Origin of the sequence: Janthinobacterium sp. LPB2021202312-11-4, assembly GCF_037049705.1 — a bacterium.
Taxonomy (GTDB): Bacteria; Pseudomonadota; Gammaproteobacteria; order Pseudomonadales; family Pseudomonadaceae; genus Aquipseudomonas.
Genome location: NZ_JBAGKV010000018.1, coordinates 21,735 through 47,848, shown reverse-complemented (window position 1 = coordinate 47,848; position 26,114 = coordinate 21,735). Strand labels below are relative to the sequence as shown.

Here is a 26,114-nt window from a genome sequence, read left to right as displayed (position 1 = left end):
GATCAAAAGATCGCAGCCTTCGGCAGCTCCTACGAAAAGCCCGACACTCGAGTAACCGAGGTCGGGCTTTTTTTATTGCAGGATCAATCAGGCATCCAGCTCGGCCCAACGCTCGACCATTACGTCGAGTTCAGCCTGCAACTGCTCAAGCTGAGCAATCACCGCCGCCGTTTCAGCCGCCGGGCGCTGATAGAACGCCGGGTCTGCCATCTGCGCTTCAACCGCCGCAATCTGCTTTTCCATCGCTTCGATCTGGGCCGGCAACATTTCCAGCTCACGCTGATGCTTGTAGCTGAGCTTCTTCTTCGCCACTGGCGCTTCTACCGCCGCGACAGGCGCCGCTTCGGCCGTCACGACAGCAGAGGTCAGGTCAGCCTTGCCGGATTTGCTCTCAGTCACGCCCAGCAGGCGCGGCGAACCGCCCTGACGCAGCCAGTCCTGATAACCACCGACGTATTCGCGAACCTTGCCTTCACCTTCGAAGACCAGGGTGCTGGTCACGACGTTGTCGAGGAATGCCCGGTCGTGACTGACCATCAGCACGGTGCCGTTGAAGGTCAGCAAGACCTCTTCCAGCAGTTCGAGGGTTTCAACGTCGAGGTCGTTGGTTGGCTCATCGAGCACCAGCAAGTTCGCCGGTTTACTGAACAGTTTGGCCAACAGCAGGCGAGCACGCTCACCGCCGGACAGCGCCTTGACCGGCGTGCGGGCACGCTGCGGGCTGAACAGGAAGTCGCCGAGGTAGCTCAGTACGTGACGGCTCTGACCATCGATGTCGATGAAGTCGCGACCTTCGGCCACGTTGTCGATCACGGTTTTTTCCAGGTCCAACTGGTGGCGCAACTGGTCGAAGTAGGCCACGTCGATGCGCGTCCCCTCTTCCACGGTGCCGCTGGTTGGCTGCAAACCGTTGAGCATCAGCTTCAACAGCGTGGTTTTGCCGGTACCGTTGGCGCCCAGCAGACCGATACGGTCGCCGCGCTGCAGGACCATCGAGAAGTCCTTGATCAGGAACGGGCCGCCCGGGTGAGCGAAGCTCACGTTCTCGAGGACCATCACCTGTTTGCCGGACTTATCGGCGGTATCCAGCTGAATGTTGGCTTTGCCGGTGCGTTCACGACGCTCGCTGCGCTCGTTGCGCAGGGCTTTCAGAGCGCGGACGCGGCCTTCGTTACGGGTACGGCGCGCCTTGATGCCCTGGCGAATCCAGACTTCTTCCTGGGCCAGTTTCTTGTCGAACAGCGCGTTGGCCGTATCTTCAGCCGCCAGCGAGGCTTCTTTGTGCACCAGGAAACTGGCGTAGTCGCCGTTCCAGTCGATCAGGCCGCCGCGATCCAGTTCGAGGATGCGGGTGGCAAGGTTCTGCAGGAAGGAACGGTCGTGCGTGATGAACAGCACGGCGCCCTGGAAATCCTTCAGCGCTTCTTCAAGCCAGGCGATGGCACCGATGTCCAGGTGGTTGGTCGGTTCGTCGAGCAGCAGCAGGTCCGGTTCGGAAACCAGGGCCTGGGCCAGCAGGACGCGGCGACGCCAGCCGCCGGACAATTCGGCGAGGGTCTTGTCGGCGGGCAACTGCAGACGGCTCAAGGTGCTGTCGACCAATTGCTGCAAACGCCAGCCGTCACGGGCTTCGAGGTCGTGCTGGACGTGCATCAGCTTGTCCAGGTCGGCGTCGGTGACGATGTTCTGGCTCAGGTGGTGATACTGCGCAAGCAGCTCGCCCACGCCGTCCAGGCCTTCAGCCACCACGTCGAACACGGTCCGCTCGTCGGCTACCGGCAATTCTTGCGGCAATTCGCCAATCTTGAGGCCGGGTGAGCGCCAAACGGAGCCGTCATCGGGCTTCTGGTCGCCCTTGACGAGCTTCATCATGCTGGACTTGCCAGTGCCATTGCGGCCGATGATGCACACCCGCTCACCACGGGCGATCTGCCAGGACACCTTGTCCAACAACGGCGTAGAGCCGAAAGCAAGGGACACATCGCTGAATTTGAGCAGGGTCATGAGCTTCTCCAAAAACCGGGCGCGCATTCTACCTGACTTGAGGCTTCAGAAGGCCGGCAATTTCACCTCTGTAGCACTCTGCATGACAAATGTTGCGATCTTGCACCGACCGGGCAGCAAAGCTTTCGCCCGTTGCTGGCAAAAGGCTAAGCTACAAGCAATCAGTGCTGACGCTGTCAGCACTTGTCATGATTTTTCTGCCCGGATGTCTCATGCGCAGTCGCCTTTTTGGTCTTTTATCTTGTTTGCTTCTCTCTGCCACTGCCGCTCAATCAGTCCAGGCGGTAGACCTGTCCACCCAACGCCAGTATTACGATGAGGCCAAGCGCGCCTTGGCGAAGGGCGATTCCGAACCTTATTTCCGTTACAGCCAGGCCCTCAGCGATTACCCGCTGGAGCCCTACCTCGCTTATGACGAACTGACCGCACGACTTAAAACCGCCAGCAACGCCGAAATCGAGAAATTCCTCGCCGAACACGGTGACCTGCCCCAAGCCAACTGGATGAAATTGCGCTGGTTGCGCTGGCTCGCCGATCGCGAGGACTGGGCGACCTTCGTCAAGTATTACGACCCCAAGCTCAACTTCACCGAGCTGGACTGCCTGAATGCGCAGTATCAAATCACCCATAACCAGAAAGCTGTCGGTTATGCCAATACCGACAAACTCTGGCTGACTGGCAAATCGCAACCCGCGTCCTGTGATGCGTTGTTCGGCATTTGGGCCGCCGAAGGCCAACTGACCGAACAGAAACGCTGGGAGCGCACCAAACTCGCGGCCCAGGCGCGCAACTATCCGCTGGCCAACAGCCTGGTGAGCGGCCTGACCACCCTCGCCCCTCGCGGTCGCTTGCTGGTGGATGTGGCGCAGAAACCCGAGCTGCTCAATCAGCCGTCGCGGTTTACCCCGGCCGATGAGCCAATGTCCGATATCGTCAGCCTTGGCTTGCGTCGCCTGGCCAAACAAGACCCGGACAAGGCCATGGATCTGCTCGACGGTTACGCCAGCAGCATGCACTTCTCCCGGGATGAGAAAGTGGCGATCGCCCGGGAAATCGGCCTGACCCTAGCGCGACGTTACGACCCTCGCGCACTCGACGTCATGACCATGTATGACCCGGAACTGCGGGACAACACCGTGTCGGAGTGGCGCCTGCGCCTGTTGCTGCGCCTGGCCCGCTGGAATGACGCCTATCAGTTGACCCGCCGCTTGCCGCAGGAACTGGCCACCACCAACCGCTGGCGCTACTGGCAGGCCCGCAGCCTGGAGCTGGCACAGCCGCAGAACCCGGAAGCGCAGACGCTTTATAAAGGCCTCGCCCGCGAGCGTGATTTCTACGGTTTCCTCGCCGCCGACCGCTCGCAATTGCCCTACTCGCTGGTCAACAAGCCGCTGGTGCTCAGCCAGGCCACTATCAATAAGGTCCGCAACACGCCGGGCATACGTCGGGCCCTGGAGTTCCACGCTCGCGGGCAAGTCGTCGATGGTCGTCGCGAGTGGTATTACGTCAGCCGTCATTTCAACCGTGACGAGATGGTCGCCCAGGCAAAACTGGCCTACGACCTGAAATGGTATTTCCCGGCCATCCGCACGATCAGTCAGGCGCAGTACTGGGACGACCTGGACATCCGCTTCCCGATGGCCCACCGCGACACGCTGGTGCGTGAAGCCAAGGTCCGTGGTTTGCATTCGAGCTGGGTGTTCGCCATTACCCGCCAGGAAAGCGCCTTTATGGACGACGCGCGCTCTGGTGTGGGCGCCAGCGGCCTGATGCAATTGATGCCCGGCACCGCCAAGGAAACTGCGCGCAAGTTCAGCATCCCGCTGGCCTCGCCGCAGCAAGTGCTTGACCCGGACAAAAACATTCAGCTCGGCGCCGCTTACCTCAGCCAGGTCCACAGCCAGTTCAACGGCAACCGTGTCCTGGCTTCCGCCGCCTACAACGCCGGCCCTGGCCGCGTGCGTCAATGGCTTCGCGGCGCCGACCACCTAAGCTTCGACGTGTGGGTCGAAAGCATCCCGTTCGACGAAACCCGTCAGTACGTGCAGAACGTGCTGTCGTACTCGGTGATCTACGGCCAGAAACTCAACTCGCCACAACCGCTGGTGGATTGGCATGAGCGTTACTTCGACGATCAATAACCGCCAAGAGCCCCCGTAGGAGCTGTGTAGGAGCTGTCGAGTGAAACGAGGCTGCGATCTTTTGATCTTGCTTTGAACGACAAACAAAAATGCCCGCATCGATTGATGTGGGCATTTTTTTTGGGGTGCGTTTGAGGCGAAGGTCAAAAGATCGCAGCCTCGTTTCACTCGACAGCTCCTACACAGCTCCTACACAGCTCCTACGCGGTTCCGACACAGCTCCTACGCGGTTCCGAAACGGCGCCTACAGGTGAAGATCGAGTTCGGCCTTGCCGTCGTTGAACTGCAACGCCGCCAGCCGCGCATACAACGCATTGCTCGCCACCAATTCCTGATGCGTGCCCACGGCGACCAGCTTCCCTTGGTCCATCACCGCGATGCGGTCGGCGTTTTTTACCGTGGCCAAACGGTGGGCGATGACCAGGGTGGTGCGGTTTTTCATCAGGCTGGGCAGGGCTTGCTGGATCAGGTGTTCGCTTTGGGCGTCGAGGGCGCTGGTGGCTTCGTCCAGCAGCAGGATCGGTGCATCCACCAGCAGCGCCCGCGCAATGGCCAGGCGTTGGCGCTGGCCGCCGGACAAGCCGAGGCCACCGTCGCCGAGGTGGGTCTGGTAGCCGTTGGGCATCTGCTCAATGAATTCGTGGGCGTAGGCGATTTTCGCCGCTTCCTGGACTTGGGCCAGGGTTGCGCTCGGGTTGCCGTAGCGAATGTTCTCTTCGATGCTGCCAAAAAACAGCGCCGGGTTTTGCGAGACCAAAGCGAAGCAGCGACGCAGGTCCAGCGGATCGAGCTGGGTCAACAGCACCCCGTCCAGCAGGATGCGCCCTTCGGCCGGGTCGTAGAACCGCAGCAGCAAGTCATACACCGTGGACTTGCCGGCGCCGGACGGTCCTACCAGGGCAAGGGTTTCCCCCGCGTTGACCGTCAGATTCAAGCCATCGACGGCGAAGCTTTCTGGACGCGACGGGTAGGAAAAGCGCACGTCTTGCAGCACCAGATTGCCCTTGACCCGCTCGGGCAAGGTCACCAGCCCGGTGGCCGGTGGCTGAATGATGTTTTCCGAACGCAGCAACTCGGCAATCCGTTCCGCCGCCCCGGCCGCCCGCTGCAACTCGCCGATCACTTCACTCAAGGTGCCGAAGGCACTGCCGACGATCAGGCTGTAGAAGACAAACGCCGCCAGCTCACCCGCAGAAATGCGCCCGGCCATGACGTCCATGCCACCGACCCAGAGCATCACCCCCACCGCGCCGAGCACCAGCACAATCACCAAGGTAATCAGCCAGGCCCGCTGAAAGATGCGCTTGCGCGCCGTATCGAACGCTTCCTCTACGGTCACCGCAAAACGTCGCTCGTCCTGCACCTGATGGTTGTAGGCCTGCACGGTTTTGATCTGGCCCAGGGTTTCGGAGACGTAGCTGCCGATGTCGGCAATCCGGTCCTGGCTCAGGCGCGACAGGCTGCGCACCCGACGGCCGAAAATCAGGATCGGCGCGATCACCAGGGGCAAGGCAATCACCACGATGCTGGTGAGCTTAGGGTTGGTGATAAACAGCAGTACGACCCCGCCGATGACCATCAGCAAATTACGCAAAAACAGCGATAACGACGAGCCGATCACCGATTGCAGCAACGTGGTGTCGGCGGTCAGCCGCGACTGGATCTCGGAGCTGCGGTTGTCTTCATAAAACCCCGGATGCAGGTAAACCAGATGATTGAACACCTGCCGCCGAATATCCGCGACCACCCGCTCGCCAATCCACGACACCAGATAAAACCGCGCAAACGTGCCGACCGCCAGCCCGAGCACCAACGCCATGAACAGACCGATGGATTGGTTGAGCAGATGCGGTGACTGGGTCATGAAACCCTGATCCACCAACAGGCGAATCCCCTGCCCCATGGATAAGGTGATGCCCGCCGTGACGATCAGCGCCAGCAAGGCACCGAAGGCGTGCCAGCGATACGGCGCAAGAAAGTGACTGGTCAGACGAAGGGCGCGACGGTGACGGGAAGAAAGCATCGGGATCATCCAGGTACGCAACCGAAAACAATTGATGGGGCCAAGCCTACACACTCAATGGGGTGGAACTCTGTAAATCACAATGAGTCAGGTTAATTATGACCACCAAGACTAGTGCCTAGACGCTATTGATCTAAAGTGCGGGTGGCAACACCAGGCTATTTCTGGTGGACTGGTATTGCCGACCCGGAAGATCGCAGGGAGTTGTCACAGCCCGGTCACTTGGCGGTTTTAAAGTAGGCGCACAACCTGATGAGGAGACAGGCCATGTCCTTGCAAAACAGCAGCGATGACAAGATTCAAGTGATCCGCACACAACCAGACCAGTCTCTGGGTTGCTCGATTATTGATGCAGACGGGCGCGAAGTACCGATCACTGAAGGCATGATCCAGGACGCTTGCCGCGAACTGGAGAAACGATTGGTCAAGCCTGTCGAACAAGAGTGATATAGCCACCGTCTTCTTGACCCGGCCCAGGTTGGCCGGGTTTTTTATGGGCGCCTGCTTTGGATGGCTTTTGTAGGAGCTGCCGCAGGCTGCGATCTTTTGACTTTGGTTTTTAAAAACAAGATCAAAAGATCGCAGCCTGCGGCAGCTCCTACGGGGGGACGGTCGGGGTCTTTAGATGGGTGTTGCGCCGAGGGCCGCGACGATTTGGCGTAATGCTGGCGCATCCCCGTCAATGCGCACCTGCAACCCGTCAATCTCCCTGCGCGACGGATAGTTCTTGCGCAGTGCATCGAACGCCGCACGTTGCTCGCTGACATTGCCGACAAGGCTGCGGCGAAAATCGGCGTCGTCGCGGCGCGGGTCGTACACGCCACGGCACAACATCGCCAGCGCCCAGGCCGGATCGCTGTCGGCGTGCAAGGTCACGTGCGACAACCATGGCGCCGGCAACAATTCACTCAGGCTGACCGCAGCCGGTTGGCCGATAAAATTGCAATACGCCTGATAGATCTGCGCGGTGCCGCGCTGTTTGCCATCGAGGCTGTAACCGGCGATGTGCGGGGTCGCCAGCACGCAGAGATCGGCCAGTGCCACATCGACCTCGGGTTCGCCTTCCCAGACGTCGAGCACCGCTTGCAGGTCTTCACGTTGCAGCAACACCTGGCGCAGGGCGGCGTTGTCCACCACCGGACCACGGCTGGCGTTAATCAGCCAGGTGCCGGGTTTGAGTCGGTTCAGACGGGGTTTATCGAACAGATGCCAGGTCGTTTGAGCACCGTGTTTCTTCAACGGCGTGTGCAGGCTGATGACGTCGCACTGCTCGATGATCTGCTCAAGGCTGACGTAGTCGCCGCCTTCAGCCGCTTGCCGGGGCGGATCACACACCAGCACGTTCCAGCCCAGCGCCTTCAAGACCTTGACCAACCGCCCGCCCACTTCGCCAGCACCGACCACGCCGTAGGTGCGTTGCGTCAGGTCGGCGCCTTCGATTTCGGCCAGGGTCAGCAAGCTGCCGAGCACATAGTCAACCACGCCCCGGGCATTGCAGCCGGGTGCGCTGGACCAGGTGATGCCGGCCTGCTGAAAGTAATCCAGGTCCAGGTGATCGGTGCCGATGGTGCAGGTGCCGACAAACTTCACGTTGCTGCCTTCGAGCAACGCACGGTTGACGTTGGTCACCGAGCGCACCAACAACACATCAGCCTGTTCGACGGTGGCGCGGTCGATGGAACGCCCCGGCACCCGGCGGATTTCGCCGAAACCTTCGAAGAAGGCATCAAGCAGCGGGATATTTTCATCGGCAACAATCAGCATGGCGAGGCTCCTTTGGCGGACCGGCAGTTTAGGCGCAGATACCCTCCACCGACCAGCACAGATCCCCTGTAGGAGCTGCCGAAGGCTGCGATCTTTTGATCTTGCTCTTAAAAACAAAATCAAAAGATCGCAGCCTTCGGCAGCTCCTACAGGGGCGGTGCGGTCGGATGGGGATTACAAATCCCTAACACAGCTCTTTTCCTGACTGCGGCGTCAGCAGGTAGAATGCGCCGCCCTTGCGCATCAAAACTCCCTGGACGTTTCGCCCTTGAATTCCGTGACTGACCGCCCCGCTGCAACCCCTCTCACCCGCCCGGCCCGGGTTCGCCTGGAGTTGAAAAACCTGTTCGCCCTGGCGCTGCCGATCATGATCGCGCAACTGGCGACCACCGCCATGGGCTTCGTCGATGCGGTGATGGCCGGCCGGGTCGGGCCGCGAGACCTGGCCGCCGTGGCGCTGGGCAACTCGATCTGGGTGCCGGTGTTCCTGCTGATGACCGGCACCCTGCTGGCCACCACACCGAAAGTCGCCCAGCGCTTCGGCGCCGGCACTCACAGCGAGATCGGCCTGATCGTGCGCCAGGCCCTGTGGCTGGCGCTGGTGGTGGGGCTGATGGCCACCGGCCTGCTGATCGCCGCCGAACCGATCCTGCACCTCATGAAAGTCGATCCGGAACTGATCGGCCCGTGCATGCAGTACCTGCACGGCATTGCCGCCGGTTTGCCAGCGGTCGCGTTCTATCACGTGTTGCGCTGTTTCAGTGACGGCATGGGCCGCACGCGCCCGGCGATGATCCTCGGCTTGTGCGCCCTGGCGCTGAACATCCCGCTGAACTATGTGTTCATTTATGGGCACTTGGGCGTGCCCGCCATGGGCGGTGCCGGCTGTGGCTGGGCGACCGGGATTGTGATGTGGTTCATGGCCATTGGCATGGCGGTCTATACACGTTGGGCGCCTGCCTACCAGAAGAGCGAACTGTTCAGCCGTTTCGACTGGCCACAGTGGTCGGTGATCAAACGCCTGCTGGGCATCGGCCTGCCGATCGGCATCGCGGTGTTCGCCGAATCGAGCATCTTCGCGGTGATTGCCCTGCTGATCGGCAGCCTCGGCGCCACCGTCGTGGCCGGGCACCAGATCGCGCTGAATGTCAGTTCGCTGGTGTTCATGATCCCCTACTCGCTGGGTATGGCTGTTACGGTGCGCGTCGGCCAGGCACTGGGACGCAATGAACCCCGAGAAGCACGTTTCGCCGCAGGCGTCGGCATGGGTAGCGCACTGGCGTATGCCTGCCTGTCGGCGAGCATGATGCTGTTACTGCGCGAGCACATCGCGACGATCTACACCGCTGACCCGACGGTGATCCATGTGGCGGCGATGCTGATTGTGTATTCGGCGCTGTTTCAGTTTTCCGATGCGATCCAGGTCACGGCCGCCGGCGCACTGCGCGGTTATCAGGACACGCGGGTGACGATGATCCTGACCCTGTTCGCCTATTGGGGGATTGGCTTGCCGGTGGGTTACGCCTTGGGCCTGACCGATTGGTTCGGCGCGCCGAGTGGCCCGAGCGGGCTGTGGCAGGGTTTGATCGTGGGCTTGAGTTGCGCGGCGTTGATGCTGTCGATCCGCCTGACGCGCAGTGCACGCAAGCGGATTCGCATCAGCCAGTCGGCGGGTTAAGCGAGTTTCTTGCGAATCCAGTAGAGGTAGGTGCCGGCCTCTTCGTGCTGCGCGACCAGTTCGTGGTCGAGAAACACGCAAAACTTGGGGATATCGCGACGGGTCGACGGGTCGGTGGCGATCACCTTGAGCAGGCCGCCGGGCGCCAGGTCACGAATGTGCTGGTGCAACATCATGACCGGCTCCGGGCAGTTGAGGCCGGTGGCGTCGAGGGTGCCGTCTACCGGCGTATCAAGCATTTCACTCATGATTCACTCCTGAAACTGGCCGGCATTGTCGCGCATTGCCGGGTGTTCGGTCATCTTTGGCATAACACGGCCTTGTGTAGGAGCTGCCGAAGGCTGCGATCTTTTGATCTTGATCTTAAAAAACAAAGTCAAAAGATCGCAGCCTTCGGCAGCTCCTACAGGCATGGCGTACATCCCGGTCCGCCGTTGTCAGCGATGATTAGCGGGACTTGGGTTTCTTCACATCGATCCGGCGCAAGTGGCAGGTCACTTCTTCGCGGTCGTGGTACAGCTGTTTGCAGCCGATCTCGACCTTGATCCCGCGTTCCTTGAAGCCCTCGGCGATGCGTTCGAGCAGGCGCTTCACTTCCGCGTAGCGCTGCTTCATCGGCAGCTTGAGGTTGACCACCGCTTCGCGGCAATGCCCTTCGCCAATCCACTCTTCCAGCATCGCGGCATTGCGCGCCGGTTTCTCGACGATGTCGCAGACCATCCAGTCCACGGGCTGACGTGGCTTGAAGGTAAAACCGTCAGCCATCAAGTGCTGCACCAAACCGGTGTCCATCAGGCTTTCGGCCATCGGGCCGTTATCGATGGCGGTCACCAGCATGCCACGGTTGACCAGTTGCCAGGTCCAGCCGCCGGGTGCGGCGCCGAGGTCAACGCCAGTCATGTCGCTGTGCAGGCGCTCGTCCCACTGATCGCGCGGGATGAAATGGTGCCAGGCCTCTTCCAGCTTCAGGGTCGAACGGCTTGGCGCGTCACGGGGGAATTTCAAACGCGGGATGCCCATCGGCCACATCGCCGAGTTATTCGACTCGGCCAGGCCAACGAATACTTCACGACCGCTTTTAAAGGTCAGCAACAGGCGCGGTTTGCTGGCGTCTTCCACCAGTTTGCCGGCAGCCATCAGGGCCTTGCGCAGGTGAACTTCGAACTTCTTGCAGAAGTTCGACAGTTCCTTGCCATCGTTGGTGTCGACCATTTCCAGCCACAGGCTGCCGCACACCGGGAAGTCGACAATGTGCGCGAGGATCACGCTGATACGATCGGTTTCCGGCAGGTCGATGAAAATCCCCCGGGCCCATTGGCGCGGGAAGATCAGCTCGGCAAACCGCTGGCCGCGCATCAGACGCTCGGCGCCATCTTCTTCGGTGCAGATAAATTCGGCGCAGGCGCTGGCGGTCTTGGCCTTGGCATAACCGGCCACGTTCAGCCGTGCGGCGTGTTCGGAAATCTCGGAACAGACTTCGCCTTCGAAGCCCGGCCGGCAATGCATAAAGAGGGTGTTCATTCTTACTCCTGGGCAGATGGCGAAGAAATTCAGCCACTGCGCGATGCCCAGGCTTGCGTTGAAGCAAAGCCTGTCACGAAAACCGCCGCATGATAGCCGAGTTCGGAACCTTGGACTTGCCCATAGAGTCCAGTAATTAGCCTTAAGCATCAAAGAGGACTAGGTTTAAACCTCAGTTCGTTCCCTCAGTCCGTAGCCGTGCGGACCATAAGGAGTCATTTCAAATGCCGTCCCTCGATAGCCTGAAAACCCTTAAAACCTTACAAATCGACGACAAGACCTACCACTATTTCAGTCTGCCCGACGCTGCCAAGAGCCTCGGTGATCTCGACAAACTGCCCATGTCGTTGAAAGTGCTGCTGGAAAACCTGCTGCGCTGGGAAGACGAAAAAACCGTCACCGGCGCCGACCTCAAGGCCATTGCCGCGTGGCTCAAGGAGCGGCGTTCCGACCGGGAAATTCAATACCGCCCTGCCCGGGTATTAATGCAGGACTTTACCGGCGTGCCCGCCGTGGTCGATCTGGCCGCCATGCGCGCCGCCATGGCCAAGGCCGGCGGCGACCCGCAGCGGATCAATCCGCTCTCCCCGGTGGATTTGGTAATCGACCACTCGGTGATGGTCGATAAATTTGCCAGCTCCAGCGCCTTCGAACAAAACGTCGACATTGAAATGCAGCGCAACGGGGAGCGTTATGCGTTCCTGCGCTGGGGCCAGAGTGCCTTCGATAACTTCAGCGTGGTGCCGCCGGGCACCGGGATCTGTCACCAGGTGAACCTGGAATACCTCGGGCGCACGGTCTGGACCAAGGACGAGGACGGCCGCACTTACGCCTTCCCCGACACCCTGGTCGGCACCGACTCCCACACCACCATGATCAATGGCCTCGGCGTACTCGGCTGGGGCGTCGGCGGGATCGAAGCGGAAGCGGCGATGCTCGGCCAACCGGTGTCGATGCTGATCCCGGAAGTGATCGGTTTCAAACTCACCGGCAAGCTCAAGGAAGGCATCACCGCCACCGACCTGGTGCTGACCGTCACCCAGATGCTGCGCAAAAAAGGCGTGGTCGGGAAATTCGTCGAGTTCTACGGCGACGGTTTGGCTGACCTGCCGCTGGCCGACCGCGCAACCATCGCCAACATGGCCCCGGAGTACGGCGCCACCTGCGGTTTCTTCCCGGTGGACGACGTAACGCTGGATTACCTGCGCCTGTCCGGGCGCCCAGCCGAAGTGGTCAAACTGGTCGAGGCCTACACCAAGGCCCAGGGCTTGTGGCGCCTGCCCGGCAAGGAACCGGTGTTCACCGACAGCCTTTCCCTGGACATGGGCAGCGTCGAAGCCAGCCTCGCCGGGCCGAAACGCCCGCAGGACCGCGTCTCGCTGCCGAACGTCGCCCAGGCCTTCAGCGACTTCCTCGGCCTGCAAATCAAACCCACCAGCAAGGAAGAAGGTCGCCTGGAAAGTGAAGGTGGCGGCGGTGTCGCGGTGGGCAACGCCGATCTGATTGGCGAAGCGGACTACGAGTCGGAAGGCCATACCTATCGACTGAAAAACGGCGCGGTGGTGATCGCCGCGATCACCTCGTGCACCAACACCTCCAACCCCAGCGTGATGATGGCGGCCGGGCTGGTGGCGAAAAAAGCGGTCGAGAAAGGCCTGAAACGCAAACCGTGGGTCAAGAGCTCCCTGGCACCCGGTTCAAAAGTGGTCACCGACTACTACAAGGCGGCCGGCCTGACCCAGTATCTCGATGAGTTGGGTTTTGCCCTGGTCGGCTACGGCTGCACCACTTGCATCGGCAACTCCGGGCCGTTGCCGGAACCGATCGAGAAAGCGATTCAGAAAGCCGATCTGGCGGTGGCGTCGGTGTTGTCCGGCAACCGCAACTTTGAAGGTCGGGTGCATCCGCTGGTGAAAACCAACTGGCTGGCCTCCCCGCCGCTGGTGGTCGCCTATGCGCTGGCTGGCACCGTGCGGATCGACATCAGCAGCGAATCCCTGGGGGATGACAAGGACGGCAACCCGGTGTTCCTGCGGGACATCTGGCCAAGCACCCAGGAAATCGCCGACGCGGTGAATCAGGTCAACACCGCGATGTTCCACAAGGAATACGCCGAAGTGTTTGCCGGTGACGAACAATGGCAGGCCATTGAAGTGCCGCAGGCCGCGACCTATGTCTGGCAGGAGGATTCGACCTACATCCAGCATCCGCCGTTCTTCGATGACATTGGCGGGCCGTTGCTGGTGATTCAGGACGTGAAGAAAGCCAATGTGCTGGCCCTGCTCGGCGATTCGGTGACCACCGACCACATCTCCCCCGCCGGTAACATCAAGGCCGACAGCCCCGCCGGCCATTACCTGCGCGAGAAAGGCGTGGAGCCGAGGGACTTCAACTCCTACGGCTCCCGTCGCGGCAACCATGAAGTGATGATGCGCGGCACCTTCGCCAACATCCGTATCCGCAACGAAATGCTCGGCGGTGAAGAAGGTGGCAACACGATCTACATTCCAACCGGCGAGAAGCTGCCGATCTACGACGCGGCCATGCGTTATCAAGCCTCGGGCACACCGCTGGTGGTGATTGCCGGGCAAGAATACGGCACCGGGTCGAGCCGCGACTGGGCGGCCAAGGGCACCAATCTGTTGGGTGTGAAAGCGGTCATCGCCGAAAGCTTCGAACGCATCCACCGTTCCAACCTGGTGGGCATGGGCGTGTTGCCGTTGCAGTTCAAGCTCGATCAGAACCGCAAGAGCCTGAACCTGACCGGCAAGGAAACTGTGGATATTCTCGGTTTGACCGGGGTTGAAGTAACACCGCGCATGAACCTGACGCTGGTGATCACCCGTGAGAACGGCAGCAGCGAGAAGATCGAGGTGTTGTGCCGGATCGATACGCTGAACGAAGTGGAGTACTTCAAGGCCGGGGGGATTTTGCATTACGTGTTGCGGCAGTTGATTGCCTCGTAAGCACCCGCGCTGACAGAAACACCGCCTTCGGGCGGTGTTTTTGTTTGTGCGGTGTACGTCCTTATAATCGCGCGGCCCGGAAAAGATCGCAGCCTTCGGCAGCTCCTACCTTGGAATGCATTCCCCTGCAGGAGCTGCCGAAGGCTTCGATCTTGGCGGCCACATAAGCACTATCGCTCTAGAAGGACTCGTTATGCCCGCTCTGCCATGGCTCCACCTGGCACTCCTTTCCATCGGCTATGCAATCGCGCTGATCTACGGCCACCTCGGCTGGCTCGCCGCAATCTCCCTCGCGTTGCTGTTATTCGCCGGTTTCGCCGTGCGCCAGCAAACGGTGCAAGTCGGCCGGTTCCTCGGTCACGGTTTATTTATCGTCCTGGCCCTGGCGCTGGCGATGCATTGGCTGCCGGGTTTCTACAACGGTCGGGGCATCGACCCGCAACGCTTCACCAACGATGCCGTGCCGTTTTCGATGTACCTGAACCAGGACAAACCGCTGATTGGTTTCTGGTTGCTGCTGGCCTGCCCTTGGATTGTCGGTCGGCGTTCGCTGCGACTGTCGATTTACGCCACCGCCATGGCCCTGATCCTGAGTGCCGTCCTCGCCCTCGGCGGTGCAGTGGTGCTGGGCATGATCAGTTGGGCGCCGAAATGGCCGGATCAGGCCTGGCTCTGGGTCCTGAACAACTTGCTGCTGGTGACCCTGGTAGAAGAAGCGCTGTTTCGCGGCTATATCCAGGGTGGCTTGAGCCGGTCCTTCAAGCACCTGCCCTATGGTGAAAATCTCGCGCTGCTGCTCGCCTCGCTGCTGTTCGGCCTGGCTCATCTCGGCGCAGGCTGGCAATGGGTGTTACTGGCGAGCCTGGCCGGTGTCGGCTATGGTCTGGCCTACCGATTTGGCGGGCTGGGTGCGGCCATCGCCACCCATTTCGGCCTGAACCTGCTGCATTTCGGCCTGTTCACGTATCCGATGCTCGCCGGGTGACGCAATGGTCGTTTTGCGACGAACCTCTGATTATTGAAAAATTATTTCAATAAATTCCCGATCATGCCGACAACCTTTCAAAGCCTTGCGGATTGAAAAAGCCATGCGTAATAACCAACCCACTACACAACGCGAACGGACCTTTCCGGCTCAGCAACGGTTGATTTCCACGACCGACGCCAAAGGCGTGATCACCTACTGCAACGACGCATTCGTCGAAATCAGCGGGTATTCTCGCGAAGAGCTGATCCGTGCGCCGCACAACCTGGTTCGTCACCCTGACGTCCCGGCGGCGGTATTCGCGCACATGTGGGGCACATTGAAACAAGGCTTGCCATGGATGGGCATTGTCAAGAATCGCTGCAAGACCGGTGATCACTACTGGGTTAACGCCTACGTCACACCGGTTTTCGAAGGCAATCAGGTGATCGGTTACGAATCGGTGCGGGTTAAACCCACCGCCGAACAGATCCGCCGTGCCGAAGCGCTCTACCAACGCATCAACCAGGGCAAGTCGGCCATTCCTTCGTCAGACAAATGGCTCCCGGTCCTTCAGGACTGGGTACCGTTCATTCTGATCAGCCAAGTCAGCTTCATGATCGGCGCGTCGCTCAACTCCCATTGGGGTTTTGCCTTGGCCGCCGGCCTCTCGGTGCCACTGGGCCTGATGGGTTTGCGCTGGCAACAGCGTGGCCTCAAGCGCCTGCTGGTCCTGGCCGGGCAAACCACGTCCGACCCGCTGATCGCGCAGATGTACACCGACAGCCGTGGCGCCCAGGCGCGCCTGGAGATGTCGATCCTCAGCCAGGAAGCCCGCCTGAAAACCTGCCTGACGCGTCTGCAGGACACCGCCGAGCACCTGACCGAGCAAGCCAAGCAGTCCGACACCCTGGCCCACAACAGCTCCAGTGGCCTGGAACGTCAGCGCGTCGAAACCGAGCAAGTGGCGACCGCCGTCAATCAGATGGCCGCCACCACGCAGGAAGTTGCCAGCCACGTGCAGCGCACGGCGGATGCCACCCAGGAAGCCAATCGCCTGACCGGTCGTGGTCGTGATATCGCCGGGGAAACCCGCGAAGCCATTCAGCGCCTGTCAGTGGTAGTGGGTGAAACCGGCCTGACCGTGACTCAACTGGCCAAGGACAGCGACGAAATCGGTGGCGTGGTCGATGTGATCAAAGGCATTGCCGACCAGACCAACCTGCTGGCGTTGAACGCCGCCATCGAAGCGGCGCGCGCCGGTGAAATGGGCCGTGGTTTTGCGGTGGTGGCGGACGAAGTCCGTCAACTGGCACAACGCACCAGCGAATCCACCGGACAGATCCACAGCCTGATCGCCAAGCTCCAGCAAACCGCCAGCACTGCGGTGCAAACCATGGAAGCCGGGCATCGCCAGGCCGAAGAAGGCGTGGCGCGGGTGCTGGAAGCGGATCAGGCGCTGATCGGCATCAGCGAAGCCGTGGCGCACATCACCGACATGACCACGCAGATCGCGGCGGCAACCGAAGAGCAAAGCTCGGTAGCCGAGGAAATCAGCCGCAACATCAGCAACATCTCGCAACTGGCGGACCAGACCTCGGAACAGGCGCAACACTCAGCGCTGCTGAGTGAGGAACTGACCAAGACTGCGAATACCCAGTACTCGTTGGTGGAGCGGTTTAACCGCTGACAGCAGAATCAAAAGATCGCAGCCTTTGGCAGCTCCTACAGGGATCGCATAATCCCGTAGGAGCTGCCAAAGGCTGCGATCTTTTGATCTGGCTTCTTACAAAAATCCCGCCACTTTCTTCGCCGCAGCCGCCAAATGCTGCTCATGGCTAAACCCGGAAGCCTTCAACGGTTTCAAATCATGATCCCCCGCCACCAACCAGAACACCTCGATGTTCGGCGATAACGCATAACCCTCCACCGCCTCCCGATTGCCCAACGCATCCCGCTCACCCTGCACAATCAAGGTTCGGGTCTTGAGCCCGGCCAAATGCTCGATCCGGGGCTTCTGCGGTTTGCCCACCGCGTAAAACGGATAACCCAGGCACACCAGCGCGTCCGCACCCAACTCATCCGCCAGTAAACTGGCCATCCGCCCGCCCATGGATTTACCGCCAATGGCCAGGGACCCAGTGACATGGCGTCGCACCACGGCGTACACCTCACGCCAGCATTCCAGCAGTTTCGGCGCCAGATTCGGTGGGCGCTTGCCCCCGTCGATACGTCGTTGCGCCATGTATGGAAACTCGAAGCGCAACACGTTGATCCCAAGCCCGGCAAGGCGCGCAGCCATGTCGTTCATCCAGGCGCTGTCCATCGGCGCACCGGCGCCGTGAGCGAGGATCAGCGTGGTCGATGAGGGTGCCGAAGCCGTATTCCACAACCAACCATGTTCGGCCACGCACCGCGCCCATTGATCCCCGTCAATACTGGCCTTGTGCTCTTTGTCCATGCTTGCCTCGCTTTTAGTCTGCCTATAACTCCAGGCGAAGGGAGCGTCTGCCTTGCGCGGTTTACTCGCAAAGACGGGCCTTCACTTCGGCTGAACCGTGGATGGGGAACCATGAACACTTCTATCAGTACCGCCTACAACTACAAGGTGGTCCGCCAATTCGCCATTATGACGGTGGTGTGGGGCATCGTCGGCATGGGGCTCGGGGTTTTTCTCGCGGCCCAATTGGTCTGGCCCGAACTTAACTTCAATTTGCCGTGGACCAGCTTCGGCCGTCTGCGCCCGTTGCACACCAATGCGGTGATCTTCGCCTTCGGCGGTTGCGCCCTGTTCGCCAGTTCGTTCTATTCGGTGCAGCGCACCTGCCAGACCCAACTGTTCGCGCCGAAAATCGCCCAGTTCTGCTTCTGGGGCTGGCAACTGGTGATCGTCCTGGCGGCCATCAGCCTGCCACTGGGTTACACCAGTTCCAAGGAATACGCCGAACTGGAATGGCCGATCGACATCCTGATCACCATCGTCTGGGTCGCCTACGCCATCGTGTTCTTCGGCACACTGGCCAAGCGCAAGACCAAGCACATCTACGTCGGTAACTGGTTCTTCGGGGCGTTCATCGTCACCGTGGCGATCCTGCACATCGTCAACAACCTGGAAATCCCGGTCAGCTGGAACAAGTCCTACTCGCTGTACGGTGGTGCGACGGATGCCATGGTTCAGTGGTGGTACGGCCACAACGCGGTGGGTTTCTTCCTGACCGCAGGCTTCCTCGGGATGATGTATTACTTCGTGCCGAAACAGGCCGAGCGTCCGGTGTATTCCTATCGCTTGTCGATCGTGCACTTCTGGGCACTGATTACCCTGTACATCTGGGCCGGCCCGCACCACTTGCACTACACCGCGCTGCCGGACTGGGCACAGTCCCTGGGCATGGTGATGTCGCTGATCCTGCTGGCGCCAAGCTGGGGCGGGATGATCAACGGGATGATGACGCTCTCGGGCGCCTGGCATAAGTTGCGCAGCGACCCGATCCTGCGCTTCCTGGTGGTCTCGCTCGCGTTCTACGGCATGTCGACCTTTGAAGGTCCGATGATGGCGATCAAGACCGTGAACGCACTCTCCCACTACACCGACTGGACCATCGGCCACGTACACGCCGGGGCACTCGGTTGGGTAGCGATGATTTCCATCGGCGCGCTGTACCACATGATCCCGAAAATCTTCGGTCGCCCACAGATGCACAGCATCGGGTTGATCAACGCGCACTTCTGGCTCGCGACCATCGGCACCGTGCTCTACATCGCTTCGATGTGGGTCAACGGCATCGCCCAAGGCCTCATGTGGCGCGCAGTCAACGAAGACGGCACGCTGACCTACTCCTTCGTCGAAACCCTGGTGGCCAGCCACCCAGGCTTCGTCGTGCGGTTGGTGGGCGGTGCGATCTTCTTCAGCGGCATGTTGCTGATGGCCTACAACACCTGGCGTACCGTGCGGGCCTCGCAGCCTGCCGAAGCCGCCGCTGCCGCGCAGATGGCCTGAGGAGTCCGCCATGAAACACGAAACAATCGAGAAAAACGTCGGCCTGCTGCTGTTGCTGATGATCTTTGCCGTGAGCATCGGCGGTCTGACCCAGATCGTCCCGCTGTTCTTCCAGGACGTAACCAATAAACCGGTGGAAGGCATGAAGCCCTACACCGCGCTGCAACTGGAAGGTCGCGACATCTACATCCGCGAAGGCTGCGTCGGTTGCCACTCGCAGATGATCCGGCCGTTCCGCGCCGAGACCGAACGCTACGGGCACTACTCGGTGGCCGGTGAAAGCGTCTGGGATCACCCGTTCCTGTGGGGCTCCAAGCGTACCGGGCCGGACCTGGCACGGGTTGGCGGTCGTTACTCCGAAGACTGGCACCGCGCGCACTTGTACAACCCGCGCAACGTGGTGCCGGAATCGAAAATGCCCGGCTACCCATGGCTGGTCGCCAACCAGCTCGACAGCAGCCACACCGAAACCAAGATCAAGGCCATGCGCACCCTTGGCGTGCCGTACACCGACGACGACATCACCGGTGCAGTGGCCTCGCTCAAGGGCAAGACCGAAATGGACGCCCTGGTCGCCTACTTGCAAGTGCTCGGCACTGCCATCAAGAGCAAGAGGTGAGCCATGGTCTTTGAAATGAGCAGTGGAATGATCCGCGGCCTGGGCACGGTCGTGGTGTTTGTGGCCTTCGTCGGCCTGGCGTTATGGGTGTTCAACGGCAAGCGCAGCCCGGAATTCGCCGAAGCGCGTTTGCTGCCGTTCGCCGATGAGCCGCTCCCCGACGACGCCAACACCCAAGAACCTGAAACAAGGAGTACCCGGCCATGACCACCTTCTGGAGTACGTGGATCTGCGTACTGACCATCGGCAGCCTGATCGGCCTGACCTGGCTGCTGATCGGCACCCGCAAGGGCGAAACCAAGGGCAGCGTCGACCAGACCATGGGCCACAGCTTCGACGGCATCGAGGAGTACGACAACCCGCTGCCGCAGTGGTGGTTCATGCTGTTCGCCGGCACGCTGGTGTTCGCCGTGGGTTATCTGATCCTTTATCCGGGCCTGGGCAACTGGAAAGGCATCCTGCCTGGCTACGAGAACGGCTGGACCGGCGTTCACGAGTGGGAAAAGGAAATGGACAAGGCTGACGCCAAGTTCGGGCCGATCTTCGCCAAATTCGCCGCGATGCCGGTGGAAGAAGTGGCCAAAGACCCGCAAGCGCTGAAAATGGGCGGTCGCCTGTTTGCCTCCAACTGCTCGGTCTGCCACGGCTCGGACGCCAAGGGCGCCTTCGGCTTCCCGAACCTGACCGACAGCGACTGGCGCTGGGGCGGCGCGGCCGACACCATCAAGACCACTATCATGGGCGGTCGTATGGCGGCGATGCCGGCCTGGGGCGAAATCCTCGGTGAGGCCGGCGTGAAAAACGTGGCCGGGTATGTGCGTCACGAACTGGCCGGCCTGCCATTGCCGGCCGACAGTAACGTCGACGTGCAAGCCGGGCAGCAAGTGTTCAGCACCACCTGCGTAGCCTGTCACGGGGCAAACGGCCAAGGCACTGAAGCCATGGGCGCGCCGAATCTGACGCACCCGGGCGCATTCATCTACGGTTCAAGCCTGGCGCAACTGCAACAAACCATTCGTCATGGCCGCCAGGGCCATATGCCGGCGCAGAACGAACTGCTCGGCAACGATAAAGTGCAACTGCTGGCCGCTTACGTTTACAGCTTGTCGCACGGTGTCAGCACCGAGCGCTTGCAAGCGGAAGGCAAAAGCGAATAATTCTTGACCGCTCTGCTGCCGCATTCTCCCGGATGCGGCAGTTCCCTGCTTCTTTGCGACTCATTGTCGCACCCTCAATCACTCTCCCTTTCGGTTCCCCTGATTCGGGTCTACGCTTGCTCGATGCGGACTGGCAAAGTACCGGTTCCGGGTCGACCTTAGCCGATGTGTTCGACGAATCTGCTCGATGACAGGCCGCAAAGGCTGGTAGATACCGGCTGTCGTGCCAATTGCCATCGGTCACCTGATCGTTGCGTTTCAACACACCCCGTTACAACTGACCTGAACCCCTCGCCTTATTCTTCCGCTGCGACATTTTGTCCGAGGGCAATTTTGTCCTTACGCGGCGCATGGAAAGGCCGCAGAATCAGCTTCTGAAAGCATTGACCCAGGTCATGGTGCGTTGCATTGACCCCCTGCTTTCTACATACTTGCGGCCGATTTTTACTCCTAATAAAACACCCAAACCGTGGAACCTTAGAATGAGCACAGCAATCAGTCCGACTGCTTATAACTATAAGGTAGTCCGCCAGTTCGCCATCATGACGGTGGTCTGGGGGATCCTTGGCATGGGGCTTGGTGTCTTCATCGCCTCACAGCTTGTATGGCCGGAATTGAATTTCGGTCTGCCGTGGACGACTTTTGGACGCTTACGCCCGTTGCACACCAACCTGGTGATTTTCGCCTTCGGTGGTTGTGCATTGTTTGCCACTTCTTATTACGTCGTGCAGCGAACCTGCCAAACGCGACTGATTTCCGACAGCCTCGCGGCCTTCACCTTCTGGGGATGGCAAGCGGTCATCGTCGGCGCGATCATTACCTTGCCGCTGGGTTACACCACCACCAAGGAATACGCGGAACTGGAATGGCCGCTGGCTATTCTGCTGGCCATTGTCTGGGTCACCTACGGTCTGGTGTTCTTCGGCACCATCACCAAGCGCAAGACCAAGCACATCTATGTGGGCAACTGGTTCTACGGGGCCTTCATCGTCGTGACGGCGATGTTGCACATCGTCAACCACGCGTCCCTGCCGGTGAGTTTCTTCAAGTCCTACTCGGCCTACGCCGGTGCGACCGACGCCATGATCCAGTGGTGGTACGGCCACAACGCGGTGGGTTTCTTCCTGACCACCGGCTTCCTGGGGATGATGTATTACTTCGTGCCGAAGCAGGCCGAGCGTCCGATCTACTCCTATCGCCTGTCCATCGTGCACTTCTGGGCGCTGATCACCCTGTACATCTGGGCCGGTCCGCACCACCTGCACTACACCGCACTGCCGGACTGGGCTCAGTCCCTGGGCATGGCGATGTCGATCATCCTGCTGGCGCCAAGCTGGGGCGGCATGATCAACGGCATGATGACCCTGTCGGGCGCCTGGCATAAGCTGCGCACCGACCCGATCCTGCGCTTCCTCGTGGTCTCCCTGGCGTTCTACGGCATGTCGACCTTCGAAGGCCCGATGATGGCGATCAAGACCGTCAACTCGCTCTCGCACTACACCGACTGGACCATCGGCCACGTACACGCCGGCGCGCTTGGCTGGGTAGCGATGATCTCGATCGGCGCGATCTACCACATGATCCCGAAACTGTTCGGTCGCACGCAGATGCACAGCATCGGCCTGATCAACACGCACTTCTGGCTCGCGACCATCGGCACCGTTCTGTACATCGCGTCGATGTGGGTCAACGGCATCACCCAGGGTCTGATGTGGCGTGCAATCAACGACGACGGCACCCTCACCTACTCGTTCGTCGAAGCGCTGCAAGCCAGCCACCCTGGCTATATCGTTCGCGCCCTGGGCGGTGCGTTCTTTGCCAGCGGCATGCTGTTCATGGCCTACAACGTGTTCCGCACCGTTCGTGCCTCGAACCCGGCTGAAGCCGAAGCCGCCGCTCAGATTGCTGTAGTTGGAGCTCACTGATGAAGCATGAAGCAGTCGAGAAGAATATTGGCCTGCTGGCCTTCTTCATGGTTATCGCCGTCAGCATCGGCGGCCTGACCCAGATCGTTCCGCTGTTTTTCCAGGACGTCACCAACAAGCCGGTCGAAGGCATGAAGCCTCGTCCAGCGCTTGAAGTCGAAGGACGCGACGTCTTTATCGCCAACGGTTGTGTCGGCTGCCACTCGCAGATGATCCGCCCGTTCCGTGCTGAAACCGAACGTTACGGCCACTACTCGGTCGCCGGTGAAAGCGTCTGGGACCACCCGTTCCTGTGGGGTTCCAAGCGTACCGGTCCGGACCTGGCCCGTGTCGGCGGTCGCTACTCCGATGACTGGCAGCGTGCGCACTTGTACAACCCGCGCAACGTGGTGCCTGAGTCGAAAATGCCGGCCTACCCGTTCCTCGTGGAAAACAAGCTCGACGGCAAAGACACCGCCAAGAAACTGGAAGTCTTGCGCACGCTCGGCGTCCCTTACACCGACGAAGACATCGCCGGCGCCAAGGATGCTGTGAAGGGCAAAACCGAAATGGACGCGCTGGTGGCCTATCTGCAAGGCCTGGGCACCATCATCAAAAGCAAACGGTGATTTAGATGGATATCGGGATGATTCGTGGCCTGGGCACCGTTGTTGTGATGGTGGCCTTTATCGGTCTGGCGTTGTGGGTGTTCAGCCCCAAGCGCAAGTCGGAGTTTGAAGACGCGACCTTGCTGCCTTTCGCGGATGATCCCGAAGCCATCAAGCACGTCGAGCAAGCTTCTAGGAGTAACAAAGAATGACTACGTTCTGGAGTCTGTACGTCACAGTCCTCAGTCTGGGTACTATCTTCGCCCTGACCTGGCTGCTGCTGTCCACCCGCAAGGGCCAGCGCAGCGAAGCCACCGAAGAGACTGTTGGCCACTCCTTCGACGGGATCGAGGAGTACGACAACCCACTGCCGAAATGGTGGTTCATGCTGTTCGTGGGCACCATCATTTTTGCCCTCGGCTACCTGGTCCTGTACCCGGGCCTGGGCAACTGGAAAGGCCTGCTACCGGGCTACAACTACCTCGATAACGACAAGCAGACCGCGTTCGCCAACGGCCAGAGCGGCTGGACCGGCGTTCACGAGTGGGAAAAGGAAATGGCCAAGTCGGACGCCAAGTTCGGTCCGATCTTCGCCAAATTCGCGTCCATGCCCATCGAAGAAGTGGCCAAGGACCCGCAAGCCCTGAAGATGGGTGGCCGCTTGTTCGCCTCCAACTGCTCGGTTTGCCACGGCTCCGATGCCAAGGGCGCTTATGGCTTCCCGAACCTGACCGACGCCGACTGGCGCTGGGGCGGCGAGCCGGCCACCATCAAGACTACCATCATGGGCGGTCGTCACGCGGTGATGCCGGCGTGGGCTGAAGTGATCGGCGAGCAAGGCGTTTCGGACGTTGCCGCGTTCGTACTGACCAACCTCGATGGCCGCAAGCTGCCGGAAGGCACCAAGGCTGACCCGGTTGCCGGCCAGAAACTGTTCGCGGCCAACTGCGTGGCTTGCCACGGTCCGGAAGGCAAAGGTACGCCAGCCATGGGCGCACCGAACCTGACCCACCCGGCGGCGTTCATCTACGGTTCGAGCTTCGCTCAACTGCAGCAGACCATCCGTTACGGCCGTCAGGGCCAGATGCCTGCGCAAGAACAGCTGCAAGGCAACGACAAGGTTCACCTGCTGGCCGCTTACGTCTACAGCCTGTCTCACGGTGAGAAGGCTCCAGTGGCAGACGCCCAGTAAGGCAAACGCCTGACCGCAAAATGAAAAGGCCCCGTCATCTGACGGGGCCTTTTTTATGCGCGCGTAAAAGGTCTGCTAGCGAACCGGGATCGTCTTCAGCTCGGCCTGCTTCGGCCACTGGTTTTCCCTGACCAGCTTCACGGTCAGATTTTTACGGTCCTCGGAAAAACTGGCGGTCAGGTAGGTTTGCCCGGAAGCACCACCGCTCAGGAAGACCGGCACATCACCAAAGTAAGTGCGCTGGTCATAGCCCCACCAATTGCCGGCATTGCGGTGATAGTGGCCGGCAAAAACAGCGGTCACCTGGTATTTCTGAATCATTTGCCGGAATCGATCAACTTGCTCACGACTGCCCTTCCACTCATCCGGCTTGTGCATATTGAGCAGGATGACCCGACCTTTTTGCCGGGCCGCTTTCAGATCCTGCTCCAGCCAGTCGAGGGCATCCGTGATTTGATAAACCGTTGGCATGCCCCAATCCCAAGCGGTAAACACTGTCGAATAAGTCGGTTCGTTATGCAGTTGCACCAGATGAACATCGCCATAGGTTCTGGAATAAGCGAGGCTGCCTGCAACCATCTTAGTGATAGACATAGCGCTGCTTACTTTCAAATCCAGCGAATCCAGCTTACCCCAATAACGGTTCTTTAAATCCACAATACTGCCGGCAGCACAATTATTCAGAAAACAATCATCCACATTGTTTTGATAGTCGTGATTACCCAAACCGTAGTCGTACTGATCACCTAGATGTTTATCCAGAATCGGCTTGACCGTCGATCGTTGCCAACCATGACCGAAGGCGGTCATATCGCCGTTAATCATCACGGGCACGTTCGAAGCACCACCATTAGCTGTCCTGAAACTGGCGATGTCAGCATATTGGGTTTCGATCAGCCATTTGGAGCGGGTATCTCGCTCACTGTCGGTCTGAGCGGTGCCGCTGTCCGAGCGCTCGGTCCAGGGGTATTGCGGGTCGGAGGCAAAGACCAAATATCGAGGTGAATACTCCCCGGGGGCAGCGTAAGCCGCTGGCATAACAATGACCATCATCAGGCCCGTTAAAAGCCGATACTTCTCAAACAACTTCATAGACATCCCTTTCCATTTGAATAAAACATTTAAGAGCGATACCGCCGCAGTCTCCATAACTACGCCGCACCAGAATAAACATTAAAGTAAAAACACCTCCAGCCCCTAGTTATAAAAATGTATTTCCCGACACGCCAGGCACAACTAACACACACTATTAAAAGCTTATTGACAAACAACATCCATCCGCACGGAAATAACTTTTCGCGACCGGCAACATCAGTATTCTGGAGCGGACAGGTGTCCTGTGTATCGAGCGTCGCGAGGCGTTGAGGGAGTGATCAACCCATGGACCGATTGAGCGGCAACACCGGGAAAACCGTCCATAATTCACAAGTCAATTGATTCAAGTCATTACACCGTCAAATGATTTCCGCAAACGTGACCAAAGGTCGCACCCTTGAGCCAGAGCGACAGGCGTATCATTGCGCCACTGCAACACCTCTTTTTGACCGCGGTCGGCATGTACTGACCGAGGCATTTT

At 59.9% G+C, this 26,114-nt stretch carries 22 protein-coding genes; 14 read left to right on the top strand and 8 right to left on the bottom strand.

Annotated elements, in window-relative coordinates; translation table 11 throughout:
* Window positions 1–87: 87 nt before the first annotated feature.
* Entirely contained in the window at window positions 88–2,004 is a 1,917-nt protein-coding gene (locus tag V5E99_RS19365) for an ATP-binding cassette domain-containing protein (protein WP_499803876.1), read from the bottom strand.
* Between the two features lie 245 nt (window positions 2,005–2,249).
* Between V5E99_RS19365 and V5E99_RS19360 the strand changes: the two genes are divergently transcribed.
* On the top strand, window positions 2,250–4,145 hold the full coding sequence (locus tag V5E99_RS19360; RefSeq protein WP_499803875.1) for a transglycosylase SLT domain-containing protein: 1,896 nt from the start codon (window positions 2,250–2,252) through the stop codon (window positions 4,143–4,145).
* A 244-nt stretch (window positions 4,146–4,389) separates the two neighbouring features.
* Here the strand turns inward: V5E99_RS19360 and V5E99_RS19355 are convergent, their stop codons facing one another.
* Complete coding sequence (locus V5E99_RS19355; protein WP_499803874.1) at window positions 4,390–6,168, bottom strand: ABC transporter transmembrane domain-containing protein; 1,779 nt, start codon at window positions 6,166–6,168, stop codon at window positions 4,390–4,392.
* A 267-nt stretch (window positions 6,169–6,435) separates the two neighbouring features.
* Between V5E99_RS19355 and V5E99_RS19350 the strand changes: the two genes are divergently transcribed.
* Window positions 6,436–6,615, top strand: coding sequence for a PA1571 family protein (locus tag V5E99_RS19350; protein ID WP_499803873.1), 180 nt, complete (start codon window positions 6,436–6,438; stop codon window positions 6,613–6,615).
* 174 nt (window positions 6,616–6,789) lie between these two features.
* Here V5E99_RS19350 and pdxB read toward each other — a convergent pair whose 3' ends face one another.
* Window positions 6,790–7,932, bottom strand: coding sequence for a 4-phosphoerythronate dehydrogenase PdxB (pdxB, locus tag V5E99_RS19345; RefSeq protein WP_499803872.1), 1,143 nt, complete (start codon window positions 7,930–7,932; stop codon window positions 6,790–6,792).
* A 277-nt stretch (window positions 7,933–8,209) separates the two neighbouring features.
* Here pdxB and V5E99_RS19340 point away from each other — a divergent pair, with 277 nt between their 5' ends.
* Window positions 8,210–9,610 carry an MATE family efflux transporter gene (locus V5E99_RS19340; RefSeq protein ID WP_499803958.1) on the top strand — a complete coding sequence of 467 codons (1,401 nt, stop codon included), beginning with the start codon at window positions 8,210–8,212 and terminating at the stop codon, window positions 9,608–9,610.
* On the opposite strand, the gene tusA is transcribed toward V5E99_RS19340, so the two are convergent.
* From tusA to rlmM, 3 genes are read right to left on the bottom strand one after another with little or no spacing between them, the layout of a single operon-like run.
* A complete protein-coding gene (tusA, locus tag V5E99_RS19335) occupies window positions 9,607–9,858 on the bottom strand; it encodes a sulfurtransferase TusA (RefSeq protein WP_054054315.1) in 252 nt (83 codons plus the stop codon). The two genes, V5E99_RS19340 and tusA, sit on opposite strands and share 4 nt — an antisense overlap.
* A 3-nt stretch (window positions 9,859–9,861) precedes the next feature.
* Window positions 9,862–10,032: a hypothetical protein gene (locus tag V5E99_RS19330; protein ID WP_499803871.1), complete on the bottom strand. Its 171-nt coding sequence runs from the start codon at window positions 10,030–10,032 to the stop codon at window positions 9,862–9,864.
* Between the two features lie 25 nt (window positions 10,033–10,057).
* Complete coding sequence (gene rlmM / locus V5E99_RS19325) at window positions 10,058–11,131, bottom strand: 23S rRNA (cytidine(2498)-2'-O)-methyltransferase RlmM (protein ID WP_499803870.1); 1,074 nt, start codon at window positions 11,129–11,131, stop codon at window positions 10,058–10,060.
* Between the two features lie 224 nt (window positions 11,132–11,355).
* On the opposite strand from rlmM, the gene acnA reads away from it, so the two are divergent.
* The 3 genes from acnA (at window position 11,356) to V5E99_RS19310 (ending at window position 16,751) form a co-directional block, all read left to right on the top strand.
* Window positions 11,356–14,097, top strand: a complete 2,742-nt coding sequence (gene acnA, locus V5E99_RS19320) for an aconitate hydratase AcnA (RefSeq protein ID WP_499803869.1) — start codon at window positions 11,356–11,358, stop codon at window positions 14,095–14,097.
* A 193-nt stretch (window positions 14,098–14,290) separates the two neighbouring features.
* Window positions 14,291–15,082, top strand: a complete 792-nt coding sequence (locus V5E99_RS19315) for a CPBP family glutamic-type intramembrane protease (RefSeq protein WP_499803868.1) — start codon at window positions 14,291–14,293, stop codon at window positions 15,080–15,082.
* A 103-nt stretch (window positions 15,083–15,185) separates the two neighbouring features.
* The gene (locus V5E99_RS19310; protein ID WP_499803867.1) at window positions 15,186–16,751 is read left to right on the top strand and encodes a methyl-accepting chemotaxis protein; all 1,566 of its coding nucleotides are present in this window, start codon (window positions 15,186–15,188) and stop codon (window positions 16,749–16,751) included.
* Window positions 16,752–16,847: 96 nt separating this feature from the next.
* On the opposite strand, the gene V5E99_RS19305 is transcribed toward V5E99_RS19310, so the two are convergent.
* Entirely contained in the window at window positions 16,848–17,522 is a 675-nt protein-coding gene (locus V5E99_RS19305; protein ID WP_499803866.1) for an alpha/beta family hydrolase, read from the bottom strand.
* A 111-nt stretch (window positions 17,523–17,633) separates the two neighbouring features.
* Between V5E99_RS19305 and ccoN (V5E99_RS19300) the strand changes: the two genes are divergently transcribed.
* From ccoN (V5E99_RS19300) to ccoP (V5E99_RS19265), 8 genes are all read left to right on the top strand, one after another.
* Entirely contained in the window at window positions 17,634–19,058 is a 1,425-nt protein-coding gene (ccoN, locus tag V5E99_RS19300) for a cytochrome-c oxidase, cbb3-type subunit I (RefSeq protein WP_499803865.1), read from the top strand.
* Window positions 19,059–19,068: 10 nt separating this feature from the next.
* On the top strand, window positions 19,069–19,677 hold the full coding sequence (gene ccoO, locus V5E99_RS19295; protein WP_499803864.1) for a cytochrome-c oxidase, cbb3-type subunit II: 609 nt from the start codon (window positions 19,069–19,071) through the stop codon (window positions 19,675–19,677).
* Between the two features lie 3 nt (window positions 19,678–19,680).
* Window positions 19,681–19,884, top strand: coding sequence for a cbb3-type cytochrome oxidase subunit 3 (locus V5E99_RS19290; protein ID WP_201192892.1), 204 nt, complete (start codon window positions 19,681–19,683; stop codon window positions 19,882–19,884).
* Window positions 19,881–20,834, top strand: a complete 954-nt coding sequence (gene ccoP, locus V5E99_RS19285) for a cytochrome-c oxidase, cbb3-type subunit III (RefSeq protein WP_499803863.1) — start codon at window positions 19,881–19,883, stop codon at window positions 20,832–20,834. Before V5E99_RS19290 ends, ccoP (V5E99_RS19285) begins: the two co-directional genes overlap by 4 nt.
* A 482-nt stretch (window positions 20,835–21,316) precedes the next feature.
* Window positions 21,317–22,759 carry a cytochrome-c oxidase, cbb3-type subunit I gene (gene ccoN / locus V5E99_RS19280; RefSeq protein WP_499803862.1) on the top strand — a complete coding sequence of 481 codons (1,443 nt, stop codon included), beginning with the start codon at window positions 21,317–21,319 and terminating at the stop codon, window positions 22,757–22,759.
* Window positions 22,759–23,367: a cytochrome-c oxidase, cbb3-type subunit II gene (gene ccoO, locus V5E99_RS19275; protein ID WP_054054085.1), complete on the top strand. Its 609-nt coding sequence runs from the start codon at window positions 22,759–22,761 to the stop codon at window positions 23,365–23,367. Before ccoN (V5E99_RS19280) ends, ccoO (V5E99_RS19275) begins: the two co-directional genes overlap by 1 nt.
* Before the next feature lie 5 nt (window positions 23,368–23,372).
* Window positions 23,373–23,558, top strand: a complete 186-nt coding sequence (locus V5E99_RS19270; protein ID WP_003175465.1) for a CcoQ/FixQ family Cbb3-type cytochrome c oxidase assembly chaperone — start codon at window positions 23,373–23,375, stop codon at window positions 23,556–23,558.
* Window positions 23,555–24,538 carry a cytochrome-c oxidase, cbb3-type subunit III gene (ccoP, locus tag V5E99_RS19265; RefSeq protein WP_499803861.1) on the top strand — a complete coding sequence of 328 codons (984 nt, stop codon included), beginning with the start codon at window positions 23,555–23,557 and terminating at the stop codon, window positions 24,536–24,538. The genes V5E99_RS19270 and ccoP (V5E99_RS19265) overlap by 4 nt, the downstream gene beginning before the upstream one ends.
* 75 nt (window positions 24,539–24,613) lie before the next feature.
* On the opposite strand, the gene V5E99_RS19260 is transcribed toward ccoP (V5E99_RS19265), so the two are convergent.
* The gene (locus V5E99_RS19260; RefSeq protein ID WP_499803860.1) at window positions 24,614–25,630 is read right to left on the bottom strand and encodes a metallophosphoesterase family protein; all 1,017 of its coding nucleotides are present in this window, start codon (window positions 25,628–25,630) and stop codon (window positions 24,614–24,616) included.
* Between the last annotated feature and the right edge of the window lie 484 nt (window positions 25,631–26,114).